Raw genomic sequence first — 14,584 nt, 5'->3', positions numbered from 1 at the left:
GGCGGCGCAAGGTATGCGTCGTCAGGTGATGAGTCTCGCTGTTGCACTGGGTCTTGCGTCGGCGGCGCATGCAGCGACCGCGCCGACCCAGGGCTTTGCCACCTCGTTCGAAACCGGCGACGCCCAACCCGATTCAGCCAGCGTCAAAGGCTGGCGCATGAGTGTGGTGTCCGGCCCCGGCAAGGAGGAATCCCTCACCTCCAAGCCGGGTGTCGGTTTCACTGGCACGCACAGTCTCCGCTACGACGCGGACGCGGTCAGCGACGCGCATGAGCGGCGCACGGTGCTGTTTCACGCCAAGCAGCCGCTGACGGCGAACTCGCATCTTTCCTATGTGGTGCTTCCCGCCGATCCGAGCGGAGAGGCGCGCGGCCTGGCGCAGTACGTGGCCGTGGACCTGGTGTTCACCGACGGCACGCGGCTGTCGTCGCTGCATGCCCAAGATCAGCATCGTGTACCGGCGAACGCGTCCGCGCAGGGCGCTGCGCGCATGTTGCACGACAACCAGTGGAATGCGCTCGATATCGACGTGGGTGCGGTGGCGGCCGGCAAGACGGTGGCCGCGATCGAACTGGTGGAAGCGGCGCCCAAGGGCACGGACGCTTTCCACGGCTATATCGATGACCTGCGGCTGAGTGATGTCCCTGCGGCCGCAGACGCATCGCCCAACACCTATGTGGACACGCGTCGCGGCAGCAACGCCAACGCGCATTTCTCGCGCGGCAATAATTTTCCGGCCGTGGCCCTCCCGCATGGTTTCAATTTCTGGACCCCGACGACGCAGGCCGGTTCGGACTGGATCTATCAGTACCAGGACCGCAACGGCCCGGATAACCATCCGCGCATCCAGGCGTTCGCGCTGAGCCACGAGCCCAGCCCGTGGATGGGCGATCGCCAGACCTTCCAGATCATGCCGGCCGCCGTGGCCAGCGGTGCGCCGCCGCTCGATCGCGATGCGCGCTCGCTGAGCTTCACCCACGATCACGAAACCGCACGCGCCGATCTGTATCAGGTCACCTTCGACAACGGCATCAGCGCCGCGATGACACCGACCAGTCACGCCGCCATGATGCGCTTCACCTTCAAGGGCGATCGCTCGCAGCTGGTGTTCGACAACCGCAATGACAAGGCGGGCATCGAGCTCGATCCGCAGCACGGCAGCATCAGCGGTTATTCCGATGTGGCCAGCCATCTGTCCACGGGCGCCACGCGCTTGTTCTTCTACGCCAGCTTCGACCGGCCCGTGACCGAGAGCGGACGACTGAGCGCGCAGGGACGCGATCACGTGGGCGCGTGGTTTGGCTTCGACACGGGGGCGGAGAAAACGGTGACGATGCGCATCGCCACCTCCTTGATCAGCCTGGAGCAGGCCAAGCGCAATCTGGCCCAGGAGATTGCCGACACCGACACCTTCGACAGCGTGCAGGCACGTGCGGCGTCGCGCTGGAATGAGATGCTCGGCCACATCGAGATTCCCGGTGCCGTCGCGTCCGACAAGGTGACGCTGTATTCCAACCTGTATCGCCTGTTCCTGTATCCGAACGAGGCGTACGAAAACGTCGGCACGGCAGCAAAGCCGGACTATCGCTACGCCAGCCCGTTCTCCGCAGCCACGGGCGCCAATACACCGACGCAGACAGGCGCGCGCATCGTTGCCGGCAAGCCGTACGTCAACAACGGCCTGTGGGACACCTATCGCACCGCATGGCCGGCCTATGCACTGCTGACGCCCACGCAGGCGGGCGAGATGATCGACGGCTTCGTGCAGCAGTATCGCGATGGTGGCTGGATCGCGCGCTGGTCATCGCCCGGTTATGCCGACCTGATGGTGGGCACGAGCGCCGACGTCGCGTTTGCCGATGCCTGGAACAAGGGCATCCATAACTTCGATGTGCACTCGTTCTATCAGGCTGCCCTCAAGGACGCGACCGTGGTAAGCGAGATTCCCGGCGCAGGCCGCAAGGGTATCGAGCGCTCGGTGTTCAAGGGCTATATCGACAACAGCACCGACGAAGGGCTGTCGTGGTCGATGGCCGGTTATCTCAACGACTTCGGCATCGGCGAACTGGCGCAGACACTGGCCGCCGGGCATGAGGCGAGCGATCCCTATGCCGCGCACTATGCCGACGACGCCCGCTACTTCCACAGCCGCTCGCTGAACTTCGTGAACCTGTTCGACAAGGCGGTCGGCTTCTTCGTGGGCCGCAAGCCGGACGGTTCCTGGCGCGTCGATGCTGAGCATTTCGATCCGAAGGCCTGGGGTGGCGATTACACCGAAACCAATGCCTGGAACATGACGTTCGAAGGCGTGCAGGACGGGCAGGGCCTGGCCAATCTCTACGGTGGCATCGATGGCCTGGCCAGGAAGCTCGACGCGTTCTTCGGCGCCGGCACCGATTTCAACGTGGGCGAATACGGCGGCATCATCCACGAGATGCTCGAGGCGCGCGACGTGCGCATGGGCCAGTACGGCCACAGCAACCAGCCTTCGCACCACATCCTTTACATGTACGACCTGGTCGGCCAGCCGTGGAAGACGCAGGACAAAGTGCGCGATGCGCTGTCGAGGCTGTATATCGGCAGCGAGATCGGCCAGGGCTATCCGGGCGACGAAGACAACGGCGAGATGTCCGCGTGGTGGGTGTTCAGTGCGGCGGGTTTCTATCCGCTGCGCATGGGCACGCCCACCTATGCGATCGGCGCGCCGTATTTCCCGCACATGATCATCCATCTGGACAACGGCAAGACCATCGACATCCGCGCGCCGGACGTGAGCGATCGCAATCGCTATATCCAGAGCATGACGATCAACGGCAAGGCCTACGACCGTAGCTGGCTTGCGCATGCCGATCTGGTCAACGGCGCGGTGCTCGATTTCCGCATGGGCGCCGCACCGTCCCAGTGGGGTAGTGCGGACGGCGAAGCACGACTGCCGTCGCAGACGTCGGGCGCGAAGGCGCCGGCGCCGCTGGTCGATCTTGCCGACGGCAAGGGTGCGCACGTCGTGGTCGCAGGCGATGACGGCGCAGCCCGCGCATTGAGTGACAACACCTCCGATACCGGGGCTTCGCTCAAGGGTTCGTCGCCGACCGTGCAATTGGATCTCGACCAGCCGCGTGAGATTTCGATGTACACGCTCACCTCGTCGGCCAAGGCGGGTCGCGATCCCAAGAGTTGGAAGTTCGAAGGTTCAACCGATGGCGTTCACTGGGTCAGCCTGGATGAACGTCGCGGCGAAGCATTTCCATGGCGTCGACAGACGCGCGCATTCGGTGTGGCGCACCAGGGGAATTACGCGCACTACCGGTGGCGTGCGGAACATGTCGATGCATCGCAAGGCGTTGCATTGTCAGAGGTGGAGTGGCTTGGGTTAGCGCCTACGCCCTGAGTTGATCCAGCAAGGAAAGGCCTGGACCGCAGAAGGCTGACTTCTGCGGCATAGGGGGAGTTTTGTGTCTTCGTTTTGCCGTCGGCCAGAGACGGTGGCGAGGTTTGTCTTGGCAAGCCGTCTTAGAGGGGCGGTGAGCACATTCCGGGGAGAACCGCTGTTTATGAAAGCTCACGTAGTAAGTGCATTTGCAGTCAGTTTGCTGGCCTTGTCGATTGGACAGGCGCTGGCCGGGGACAACGACGTTGCGGCGCCAGCGCCCATCGCGCAGTCGAGCTCGGCGCAGGACAACAGCACGCCGCCCGTGGCGACGGCAACCGACGAAAAGAAGACCAAGAAGCTCGAAGCGGTGACGGTGACCGGCTCGCTGATTCCGCGCGCGCAGATCGAAGGCCCGTCGCCCATCACCACTATCACCGCCAAGGACATCGACCAGCAGGGCTTTACCGATACGTTCGATGCGCTGCGTTCGCTGCCGATTGCCAACGGTTCAGTGCAGGACCCGCAGTTCACCGGTGGTTATACGCCCGGCGCCAAGACCGTCAGCCTGTTCGGCCTCAATCCCAGTTTCACGCTCACCCTGCTCAACGGCCGGCCGATGGCGAGCTATCCGCTCGCGTACAACGGCAATAACAACATCACCGACATCGCCAATATTCCGGTGGGCCTGATCGACCATATCGACGTGCTGACCGGCGGCCAGTCCTCGATCTACGGCTCGGCGGCGATCGCCGGCGTGGTCAACATCGTGATGAAGGATCACATCGACGGCACGCACGTCAGCTTCCGCTATGGTGACTACAGCGACGGCGGCGGCGCCAGCAAGCGCCTGCAGGTGAGTTCGGGTCACCAGTGGGGTGATTTCGAATTGAGCGGTGGCCTGCAGCTGTCCAAGGAAGACCCGATCTGGGCTTATCAGCGCAGCTACATCGACTCCTACAACGACGACCCGACCGGCAAGCCCGGCGTGCCCTCGCGCACCTTCCTGCGTCTGGCCGAAGGCGACAATCCGCACTACATCGATCCGGGCTCGGCCACCTGCGCGCCGCTGAGCTATCTGTACAACGGCACCACCGCGTACAGCTACCGCGCGGGCTCCAATCTCGGCTATTACTGCGGCAGTCCGAACAACGTGAGCTATGCCACGCTGGCCAACAAGAGCACCGAAGCCAACGGTTCATTGTTCGCGCGCTATCACCTCAACGACAGCACCGAGCTGTATGCGGACATGCTGTACAGCTACAGCAACCCAACCTACAACGGCGGCAGTCCGTTCTGGAACAACACGTTCTACAACAAGACCAGCGGCCAGTACGAGGAATGGCAGCGCATCTTTGCGCCCGAGGAAGTGGGCTCCGATGCGCAGGACCAGCACGTGTTCACCCGCACCTACAACGTGAGCCTGGGTGTGCGCGGCAGCATCGGCAATTCGAGCTGGAACTACGACGGCTACTACAACCGCTCGCAGTCCAATGTGACGCGCAAGTCGACCGACTTCCTTGCCGCCAATGGCATCGACGATTACTACCTCGGGCCGCAGCTGGGCACCGACCCCAATGGCTACGCTATTTACGCGCCGAATTTAGATCGATTGTATCAACCGCTGACGCGTGCCCAGTACGATCAGTTCACCGCGCCCAACATCTCCCAGTCGATGGCCTGGACGCAGAACGAGACCCTCACCGCCAACACCACCTCGCTGTTCTCGCTACCCGCGGGCGACGTGGGCTTTGCGGCAATCGTGCAGAACAGCAACGAGCGATTCGACAACAGCTCGGCCAGCCCGGCAGCCGCCGAAGGCTACTATCGCGGCGTGACCGGCAGCACCACCGCATCAGGCAAGCGCAGCCAGTACGCCTTCGGTGGCGAAATGCGGATTCCGCTGTTTGAGTCGCTGATCGCCAACGTGTCCTCGCGCTACGACAAATACAGCTACGCAGGCACGGGCAACGGCAAGGCCACGTACAAGCTCGGCCTGGAATACCGTCCGATCGACACGCTGCTGTTGCGCGGCAGCTACGCCACGGCGTTCCGCGCGCCGGACATGTTCTACCTGTTCTCCTCGCACAGCAGCGGCTATTCGCAGTCGACCGACTACTACAAGTGTCGCCAGGAGGGTTACAACTCGCAGAACTACGGCGACTGCGCGCAGTCGGGCACGTCGATGCTGGCGGTGTCCTCCGGCAACACCAACCTCAAGGACATCACGGCCAAGTCCTTCACCTACGGCTTCGTCTGGTCGACGGCGGACAACAACCTGAGCTGGTCGGTGGACTACAACGCCATCCGCATCTCCAACGAAGTGGTGACCTTGAGCAGCGACGAGATCCTGCAGCAGGAAGCCAACTGCCGCCTCGGCACCTCCGAGAACGGCCAGCAAGCGTTCGACATCAACTCGCCGACCTGTCGCGAAGTGCTGGGCGAAGTGAAGCGCCTGCCGTCCACCGATCCGGTCAATCCGGGCGGCATATCGGAAGTGGATACCTATCCGATCAACGTGGCCACGGAATACCAGACCGGCATCCAGTCCAGCCTGAACTATCACTTCAAGACGTCGTCGATCGGCAGCTTCCTGTTTAGCCTGGACTACTACGACGAGCTCAAGCACACCTATCAGGAAAAGGCCGGCGATCCGGTGACCAACTACCTGTGCTGCGCCAACTCCAACGAGTTCAAGAGCAGGGTCAGCGGCACGGCCACCTGGAATATCGGCAAGTGGAGCAGCACGCTGTACGGCATCCGCAATGGCACTTCCTGGAACTCCATCGGCACCGAGAAAAACATCGGCCCGTGGATCACCTTCAACGGCAGCGTGAACTACAAGATCATGCCGAAGACGACGATCTCGCTGGTGGTCAACAACATCGCCAACAAGCGTCCGCCCACCGACACCACCAACGGCAACTGGCCGTACTACGACGTGACCCTGTACAACGCGCTGGGTCGCTCGGTATATCTCGAAGTGGGGTATGACTTCGGCAAGTAAGCAAGCAGACCCGCCGAGCCTGGTGCTCGGCGGGTCACCACGTGGCTCAGCCGAGCCCGTGTTCGTGCGCGTAGTTGTACAGCTCGGGGTCGTTGCGGATGCCGAGCTTGTGCATCGCGCTCATCTTCTGATGGCTGATGGTCTTGACGCTGCGCTCGCGCTTGGCGGCGATCTCCGAGATCGTGGATCCGGACACAAACAGCCGCAGCACTTCGATTTCCTTCTCGGTCAGGGCGAGCAGGCCGTCCTCGCGCACGCTGCCGGCGGAAAGGCCTAGCAGGCGCACCACCGAGGCGCTCATATACGTTTCGCCCGCCTTGATGGCGCGAATCGCGCTGGCGATGTCGTCGAGCCGGTCCGATTTGCTAAGCAGGGCGGCAACGCCTTTGGAGCGGATCGCATTGAGCAGCCCGGCGTTCGACAACATGGTGAGCACGATCACCTGGATGTCCGGCCAGCGGCCGCGAATTTGCTCCAGCAGCTCCATGCCATCGTCGCCCGCAGGGCCTGGCATGCTGAAGTCGGTGATGACCAGGTCGCAAGGCGTGCGCTGCAGCGTCGCAAGCAGTTCCCGGGGCGAATGGGCTTCGGCGACGACGTCCACGCCGGCGATCTTTTGAGATTCCGCGATGACGCTGACCCGAACGATCGGATGGTCATCGGCAACGATGATACGGAGAGGCATGACGCAACTTCACAGTGATGATCTTGCGATCACTGTAGTTTGTGCAGCGCATGATTCGACGAAAGCTGGGCGTAAATCAGAGGACTCTCAGCAACGGTGTCAGTGGCTGATCATCACGACGCGTCGCCCGGCAACAGCAGGATCGGCGGTCATGAGGAGGCCGGGCGCATCGGGGGGCTGATCGAGAAGCGGCCCTGGCGTGCGGCGGACCCGTTCATCGCAGATCGGTATGTCAATCTCAGATTCGTCCGATTTGCCTGTCAGCGAAATCCTGTGAATATGGCGCCCTGTCACTGGACGGACAGAAGAAACAAGGATGTCTGACAGCCCCTCACGTAGGGGCTGTCTCTTTTTACGCCCAGGCGGGTGCCTGTGGCCGTGTCGGCCCGCGCGGGCCAAAGGCAAAATGCACGCGCGTTTCACGGCGTTCGACGATTAATAAAGTCGCAGATCAGGCCCGATACGCGACGAGGCAATCGTATGAAAGCTCATGTCATGGGGTGGTTGGTGATGCTCGCTGCCGGCCCGGCAATGGCTTTTCAGGCAGCAACGCCGAAGGAAGCGGCATCGCAGGTGCACAGTTCCGCCGACGCGCAGCTGCAGGCAGCGGTGCGCAAGGCGCTGGCGAACGATACGTCGCTCTCCGATGCCGGACACCGTGTGGAAGTGATTGTCTCCGATGGCGCCATCGTGCTGCGCGGCCCGGTCAAGAACGATACCGAGTCACTGCGGGTCGAGACCGTCGCGCGGCAGGTGAACGGCGTCAAGGAAGTCACCAACGAGCTCGATGTGATGCCCATGGTGCGCTGACCTGATGCCCTGGCGGCTGATGACGGCACCTGCACGCGGCGATTGGCACGATCCGGGGCCTTGAGTTCCGGACCTGAGGAAGCGCGCCATGCCGTCACTCGATCCCGTCCTGATGGACCGGATGCATCGCTACTGGAATGCAGCGAACTACCTCACCGTCGGGCAGATCTACCTGCGTGACAACCCCCTGCTTGAAGAGCCGTTGCGGCTGGAACATGTCAAACAGCGCCTGCTCGGCCACTGGGGCACCACCTCCGGGCTCAACTTCATCTACGTGCATCTGAACCGGGTCATCCGGCAGCATGACCTGGACATGATTTACGTGATCGGGCCGGGGCATGGCGGTCCCGGACTGGTTGCGAACAGCTATCTGGAAGGCTCCTATACCGAGGTCTATCCGCACGTCGGTCGCGATCGCGAAGGCATGCACCAGTTGTTCCGCCAGTTTTCCTGGCCGTACGGCGTGTCCAGTCATGTGGCGCCCGAGACGCCGGGCTCGATCCATGAGGGCGGCGAGCTGGGATATTCCTTGTCGCATGCGTATGGCGCGGCCTTTGACAACCCCGAGCTGATCGTCACCTGCATCATTGGCGATGGTGAGGCGGAGACCGGCCCGCTCGCCACCAGCTGGCATTCCAATAAATTCCTCAATCCCGCGCGCGACGGCGCGGTGTTGCCGATCCTGCATTTGAACGGCTACAAGATCGCCAACCCCACGGTGCTGGCGCGCATCGGCGATCGCGAGCTTAAATATCTGTTGCAGGGCTACGGTCACGACCCGATCTTTGTCGAGGGCAACGATCCGGCCCTGATGCACGTCGCGTTTGCCGCGGCCATGGATGCCTGTCTCTCGCGGATCCAGCGCATCCAGCGTCGCGCCCGTCGCGCAGGTGCCGGCGCCGCCACGCGGCCGCGCTGGCCGATGATCGTGTTGCGTTCGCCCAAGGGCTGGACGGGCCCCGCGTTTGTCGATGGCTTGCCGGTCGAAGGCACCTGGCGCGCGCACCAGGTGCCGCTGTCGGACATGTCCAAGCCCGGGCATCTGCAGATCCTCGAACAGTGGATGCAGAGCTATCAACCGCAGGCATTGTTCGACCGCAATGGCACGCTGATCGACGAGCTGGCCGAATTGCCGCCCACCGGGCATCGACGCATGAGCGCCAATCCGCACGCCAATGGCGGCAGCTTGTTGAAGCCTTTGCGCATGCCTAATTTCCGTGATCATGCGCTGAGCTTCGAACGCCCCGGCGCACTCAAGGCCGAGGCGACGCGCAATCTCGGGCGCTGGCTGCGCGATGTGATGGCGCTCAATCGCGATACCGGCAACTTCCGTCTGTTTGGTCCGGACGAGACTGCATCCAATCGCCTGGAAGCGGTCTACGAAGTCTCGCCCAAGGTCTGGATGGCCGAGACCGTCGATACCGACATGAATCTGGCGCCCGATGGCCGCGTGATGGAGATGCTCAGCGAACACCAATGCCAGGGCTGGCTGGAAGGCTATCTGCTCACCGGTCGGCACGGCCTATTCAACTGCTACGAGGCCTTCATCCATATCGTCGACTCGATGTTCAACCAGCACGCCAAGTGGTTGAAGGTGACCCGCACCATGGCCTGGCGACCACCAATCGCCTCGCTCAATTACTTGCTCAGCTCGCATGTGTGGCACCAGGACCACAACGGCTTCTCGCACCAGGACCCGGGCTTCATCGATCATGTGGCGAACAAGAAAGCCGAGATCGTGCGCATCTACCTGCCACCGGACGCGAACTGCCTGCTGTCGGTAGCTGATCACTGCCTGCGCAGCCGTCACTATGTGAACTTGATCATCTCCGGCAAGCAGCCGGACTGGCAGTGGCTGGATATCGAATCGGCCATCGCGCATTGCACGGCCGGCGCCGGCATCTGGCACTGGGCCGGCCACGGCGATGACGATCCGGATGTGGTGCTGGCCTGCGCCGGTGACGCACCCACCGTGGAAGCGTTGGCAGCCGTCATGTTGCTGCGCCAGCGCATCCCCGACTTACGCATCCGCGTGGTCAACGTGGTCGACCTGCTGACCCTGCAGACCGCCGACGAACATCCGCACGGCATGGATGATGACCAGTTCGATCGCCTGTTCACGCGCGACAAGCCGGTGATTTTCGCCTTCCACGGCTATCCGGGCATCATCCACAAGCTCACCTATCGCCGGCACAACCACGACAACATCCATGTGCGCGGCTACAAGGAAGAGGGCACCACCACCACGCCATTCGACATGATGGTGCTCAACAACCTCGACCGTTTTCAGCTCGCCCTGGATGTAGTCAATCGCGTGCCCAGGCTCGTGGCCATGCGCGCGGAGGCGAGACAGCGCTATTGGAGCGATATCGAGCGCCATCGTCTCTACGTGAGTGAGCACGGCGTGGATCTGCCGGACATCCTCAACTGGCAATGGCAGCCTGCATGAAGGTATTGACCCTGAATGTCGGCTCCTCGTCGCTGAAGTTCGGCATCTATCGGGTGGACTCGAACCGGCCACAAGCAGTGGCCGAAGGTGAGATCCAGACACGGGGTGAGCGCCGGCAGTTGCGCTATCACGACGGATCCCGCTCGGTGGAGCGGGAGCTTGCTGGTGAGGGCGATGAGGCAGCGCGTGATGCCTTGCGTAAGCTCGCGGGCATCACCACGATTGACGCGGTCGCTCACCGCATCGTGCATGGCGGTCCATGGCTGCGGGAACACTGCCTGATCGACGACGATGTGCTGCGCAAGATCGAAGCTGCCGCCAGCTTTGCGCCGCTGCATGTTCCCGCCGCCCTTGGATGGGTGAGGCATGCGATAAAAGCGCTGCCGCAGGCTTCGCAAATCGCCTGTTTCGACACCGCCTTTCATCGCGACCTTCCTGATACGGCGCGCATCCTGCCGTTGCCGCACGCCTTGCTGGCAAAAGGCGTGCAGCGCTATGGCTTTCACGGCCTCTCGTGCGAGTCGATCCTCGCGCAGCTGGATCCGGTGCCGGTCCGGTTGATCATCGCCCACCTCGGCAGCGGCGCCAGCCTCACCGCCGTACGCGATGGCCAGTCCATCGACACCAGCATGGGCATGACCCCGACCGGCGGCATTCTGATGGGAACGCGCCCGGGCGATCTCGATCCCGGCGTGATGCTGTTTCTGCTCCGCGAGGGGCACGCCAGCCCGAGCGAGCTGAACGACTTGCTGGAACATCGCTCGGGTCTGCGTGGCATTTCTGATCTCAGCGCCGACGTACGCGAACTGCGCGCCGCCAAGCATCAACCGCTGGCCGCACTGGCGCTGGAGCAGTTCGCCTTGTCTGTGTCGCGGCAGGCCGCCGGCATGGCGGTGGTGCTGGGCGGCGTCGACCTGCTGGTCTTCACCGGCGGCATCGGCGAACACGACGAACCGACGCGCGCCAGCGTCGAGGCCCATCTCGCTCCGTGCTTTCCATCGCTGCAGACACGCGTGCTGCCGGCGCAGGAGAACCGCATCATGGCGAGCCATGCCGTCCGCCTGGCGACGCACTGATTTTTTGCTCGTCATCCCTGCGAAGGCAGGGATCCAGCGACTTTCGTCTCACGAAGCGCGAAGGCACTGGATCCCTGCCTTCGCAGGGATGACGGTGGTTGAGATGGCGCGCCTTGACGCGGCCTTTCCTGTCACGGTGCCACGCTAACGTTTTTCGGATTCCCCCTGGCAGCCATCATGACCAAGCGATTCGATGCAGTAGTGATTGGGGCAGGGCAGGCCGGCCCATCGCTGGCCGGACGCCTGGGTGCCGCCGGCCGCAAGGTCGCCTTGATCGAGCGCAAGCTGATGGGCGGCACCTGCGTCAACACCGGCTGCATTCCCACCAAGGCGATGGTGGCCAGTGCAGAAGTCGCCCATATGGGACGTCGCGCCGCCGACTACGGCGTGGGCACCGGCGAGATCACCGTGGACATGGCCCAGGTGTGGAAGCGCACGCAAGGCATCTCGGGGCGCTCGCGCGAAAACGTCGAGAACTGGGTGGCGGGCATGGCCAACGTCACCTTGTTTCGCGGTCATGCGCAATTCGAATCGCCCCGGACGCTGCGTGTCGGCGATGAGCTGATCGAGGCCGACCAGTTTTTCATCAACGTGGGCGGCCGTGCGGTCGAGCCGAATTTTCCCGGCGTAGGCAGGGTGCCTTACCTCACCAACGTCGGCATCCTCGAATTGCAGGAACTGCCCAAACATCTGGTGATCGTGGGCGGCAGCTATATCGGCCTGGAATTCGGCCAGATGTGCCGCCGCTTCGGCGCCGAGGTCTCCATCGTGGAGCGCAGCCAGCGCCTGTTGCCGCGCGAAGATCCGGATGTCTCCGCCGCCGTCGTGGATATCCTCGAGCGCGAAGGCATCACCCTGCATCTTGGCGCGGAGTGCATCGAGCTGGAGGGCTCGGCGGGCGAGATCTGCGTGATCGCCGAATGCGCCGAGCCGCGCATGAAGGTGCACGGCACGCATCTGCTGCTGGCCGTGGGCCGGCGTCCGAACACGGACGACCTCGGCCTGGACAAGGCCGGCGTCAAGATGGACAAGAACGGCTACATCGTGGTCGACGATCAATGCCGCACCAATGTCGAGGGCATCTGGGCCATGGGCGATTGCAACGGTCGCGGCGCCTTCACCCACACCTCCTACAACGACTACGAGATCGTCGCCGCCAACGTGCTGGACAACGAGCCTCGCCGCATTTCCGATCGCATCCCCGCCTATGCGCTGTACATCGACCCGCCCCTGGGGCGCATCGGCCTGACCGAAACCGAAGCCGTGCAGAAGGGCCACGACGTGCAGGTCGGCGTGCGCCCGATGACACGTGTCGGCCGCGCCATCGAACGAGGCGAGACGCTGGGCTTCATGAAGGTCATCGTCGACGGCCAAAGCGAACGCCTGCTGGGCGCTGCCATCCTCGGCGCCAGCGGTGACGAGGCCATCCACTGCCTGCTCGATGTGATGTACGCCGACGCGCCGTACCGGACTGTAACGCACGCGGTACACATCCACCCGACCATCAGCGAGCTGCTGCCGACGACGTTGCAGGACCTGCATCCGGTGACCGCTCCCGCGCCGGCTGTCACCACTTAGGCCCTGGCGCCGCCCCCGCTTTTGAGTACCCCGGAATTACACCTAAGTAGGGCGTCACATCGCCATCACATGGCGCATACTGGCCCGGGGTGGCGATCGGGGAATCATCAACGTCATGGCAACACAGGACGCATCCGAATACGTCTGGCCGCCCACCGTGGCCGGATTCGACCTGCCGGCGCCGTGCGTCGATGGTGAGGGCAAGGCCGAGCCGCTGATGCTCGCCTTCCTGAGCGCCCGCCCCGATCACTACTGGATCGAAGCCTTCGTCGCCGAAGTCGACGAGTTCAAGGCACAGCATCAACTGCACGACGTGCGCATCGATGCCCGCCAGTTGGTGGTGACCGGCCCCGCCGCGCAGCTGCGCGCGGTGACCAGCGATCTGCGCGACTTCGTGCATCGCGTGTCGCGCCTGAGCCTGCAGCGTCGCATGCGCGAGCGCCTGGCGCCCGGGTCCACCTTGGCTACCGGTGAAAACGCAACAACCAGTCGCGATGTCGCCCTGATCGCACGCATGCCCGGCGTGGCATCGATACTGCAGGCCGTATCGCGCGAGACCGGCATGCGCTTCGTCACCGTGGCCAAGGTATCGGATACGCGATGGACCGCCTGCGCGGTGTACGACGCGATCCAGTTCGGCTTGCGGGCAGGGCAGGACCTGGTGCTGGAAACCACCATCTGCAACGACATCCGCCAGCATGGCCAGACGGTCACGTTCAACCATGCGAGCACGCACCCGATTTTTTCGAACCACCCCACGCCGGCGCTGTATGGGTTCGAGAGCTATATCGCCGTGCCGATCTACCGCGCCTACGGACAATTCTTCGGCACCTTGTGCGCGGTCGATCCGCAACCCAGGCAACTGGATCCAGCCACCATCCAGGCGGTGGAGAAATTCGCTCGCGACATCGGTACCGAGATCGACACGCAGTTGTTGCTCGCCGAAAGCCAGGTAGTGCAGGCCGTCGTTCGCAACGAGTGACGAGTGCGTTCCGCAATTCCTACCTATGAGCGTGTAGTACTTACACCGCCTGACGCCTTCTGCTTGCCTGAATTTCTATCAGGCATCCTTTCCTGGCACGCGCATTGAAGCGGATGAGGCTGCAGTTGTTGTTCGATGCGTCCGCCACACAACTGCGTTTCACGCTTCGCCGCCACGGACTCAACGCGCCCTGCGTTTTTTTCGACAGAGCCAGCCTAAGAAGCATCTCGTTGTAAATATCGAGTCGGCTGCGATCATGTGCGTTCGGTGGTCATCCGTGACACGGAATTTTGTGTCGACCCTGCATGTGCCTGTCGCGATAGGCGAGGGATGCGACGCAGCTATGGCTCCTGCATCGGCGAAAAACATGCGTCGAACGATCCTACCTCTAGAGATGGAATTGCGATGGATGGCTAAACGCGTCCCCGCAGCACATCGCTGCGCCATGGAAGGGATGTGACATAAAAGTTCCAAGCTTACAGAGCTTTTGAGAGTGCTCTGATGTATTCGCGAAGCTGACATCACGATCATACGCACGTCGAACACGGGGACTTCCTGTCGACGAGCTGCCTCACCCCCTAGTCAGGGGAGATCGGATCGCGAGGCTATCCACATCTTCCAGCTGATCCC

8 protein-coding genes are annotated in these 14,584 nt (G+C 62.9%); 7 read left to right on the top strand and 1 reads right to left on the bottom strand.

The features are described 5' to 3' along the window. Positions 1-13 precede the first annotated feature (13 nt). Together AC1DE1_RS01910 and AC1DE1_RS01905 are read left to right on the top strand one after the other, a co-directional pair. Positions 14-3,388 carry a GH92 family glycosyl hydrolase gene (locus AC1DE1_RS01910; protein WP_477178910.1) on the top strand — a complete coding sequence of 1,125 codons (3,375 nt, stop codon included), beginning with the start codon at positions 14-16 and terminating at the stop codon, positions 3,386-3,388. Positions 3,389-3,551: 163 nt separating this feature from the next. After that, complete coding sequence (locus AC1DE1_RS01905; protein ID WP_477177191.1) at positions 3,552-6,374, top strand: TonB-dependent receptor domain-containing protein; 2,823 nt, start codon at positions 3,552-3,554, stop codon at positions 6,372-6,374. A gap of 46 nt (positions 6,375-6,420) precedes the next feature. On the opposite strand, the gene AC1DE1_RS01900 is transcribed toward AC1DE1_RS01905, so the two are convergent. After that, the gene (locus tag AC1DE1_RS01900; RefSeq protein WP_441603332.1) at positions 6,421-7,059 is read right to left on the bottom strand and encodes a response regulator; all 639 of its coding nucleotides are present in this window, start codon (positions 7,057-7,059) and stop codon (positions 6,421-6,423) included. A 480-nt stretch (positions 7,060-7,539) separates the two neighbouring features. On the opposite strand from AC1DE1_RS01900, the gene AC1DE1_RS01895 reads away from it, so the two are divergent. The 5 genes from AC1DE1_RS01895 (at position 7,540) to AC1DE1_RS01875 (ending at position 13,954) form a co-directional block, all read left to right on the top strand. Next, on the top strand, positions 7,540-7,869 hold the full coding sequence (locus AC1DE1_RS01895) for a BON domain-containing protein (RefSeq protein WP_441603333.1): 330 nt from the start codon (positions 7,540-7,542) through the stop codon (positions 7,867-7,869). An 88-nt stretch (positions 7,870-7,957) separates the two neighbouring features. Continuing rightward, the gene (locus tag AC1DE1_RS01890; RefSeq protein WP_477178858.1) at positions 7,958-10,318 is read left to right on the top strand and encodes a phosphoketolase family protein; all 2,361 of its coding nucleotides are present in this window, start codon (positions 7,958-7,960) and stop codon (positions 10,316-10,318) included. Then, entirely contained in the window at positions 10,315-11,394 is a 1,080-nt protein-coding gene (locus tag AC1DE1_RS01885; RefSeq protein ID WP_477178857.1) for an acetate/propionate family kinase, read from the top strand. The genes AC1DE1_RS01890 and AC1DE1_RS01885 overlap by 4 nt, the downstream gene beginning before the upstream one ends. Positions 11,395-11,571: 177 nt before the next feature. Then, positions 11,572-12,972: an FAD-containing oxidoreductase gene (locus AC1DE1_RS01880; protein WP_477178856.1), complete on the top strand. Its 1,401-nt coding sequence runs from the start codon at positions 11,572-11,574 to the stop codon at positions 12,970-12,972. A gap of 115 nt (positions 12,973-13,087) precedes the next feature. Next, positions 13,088-13,954, top strand: coding sequence for a GAF domain-containing protein (locus AC1DE1_RS01875; protein ID WP_477178855.1), 867 nt, complete (start codon positions 13,088-13,090; stop codon positions 13,952-13,954). The last annotated feature ends 630 nt before the right edge of the window (positions 13,955-14,584 follow it).

The sequence above is a fragment of the Dyella sp. 05T440 genome (assembly GCF_056395965.1).
This window is presented reverse-complemented; position numbering and strand designations above follow the sequence as displayed.

Coding starts and splice junctions, on each gene's coding strand:
- AC1DE1_RS01910 (WP_477178910.1), top strand. CDS start 14: ATGCGTCGTCAGGTGATGAGTCTCGCTGTTGCACTGGGTCTTGCGTCG.
- AC1DE1_RS01905 (WP_477177191.1), top strand. CDS start 3,552: ATGAAAGCTCACGTAGTAAGTGCATTTGCAGTCAGTTTGCTGGCCTTG.
- AC1DE1_RS01900 (WP_441603332.1), bottom strand. CDS start 7,059: ATGCCTCTCCGTATCATCGTTGCCGATGACCATCCGATCGTTCGGGTC.
- AC1DE1_RS01895 (WP_441603333.1), top strand. CDS start 7,540: ATGAAAGCTCATGTCATGGGGTGGTTGGTGATGCTCGCTGCCGGCCCG.
- AC1DE1_RS01890 (WP_477178858.1), top strand. CDS start 7,958: ATGCCGTCACTCGATCCCGTCCTGATGGACCGGATGCATCGCTACTGG.
- AC1DE1_RS01885 (WP_477178857.1), top strand. CDS start 10,315: ATGAAGGTATTGACCCTGAATGTCGGCTCCTCGTCGCTGAAGTTCGGC.
- AC1DE1_RS01880 (WP_477178856.1), top strand. CDS start 11,572: ATGACCAAGCGATTCGATGCAGTAGTGATTGGGGCAGGGCAGGCCGGC.
- AC1DE1_RS01875 (WP_477178855.1), top strand. CDS start 13,088: ATGGCAACACAGGACGCATCCGAATACGTCTGGCCGCCCACCGTGGCC.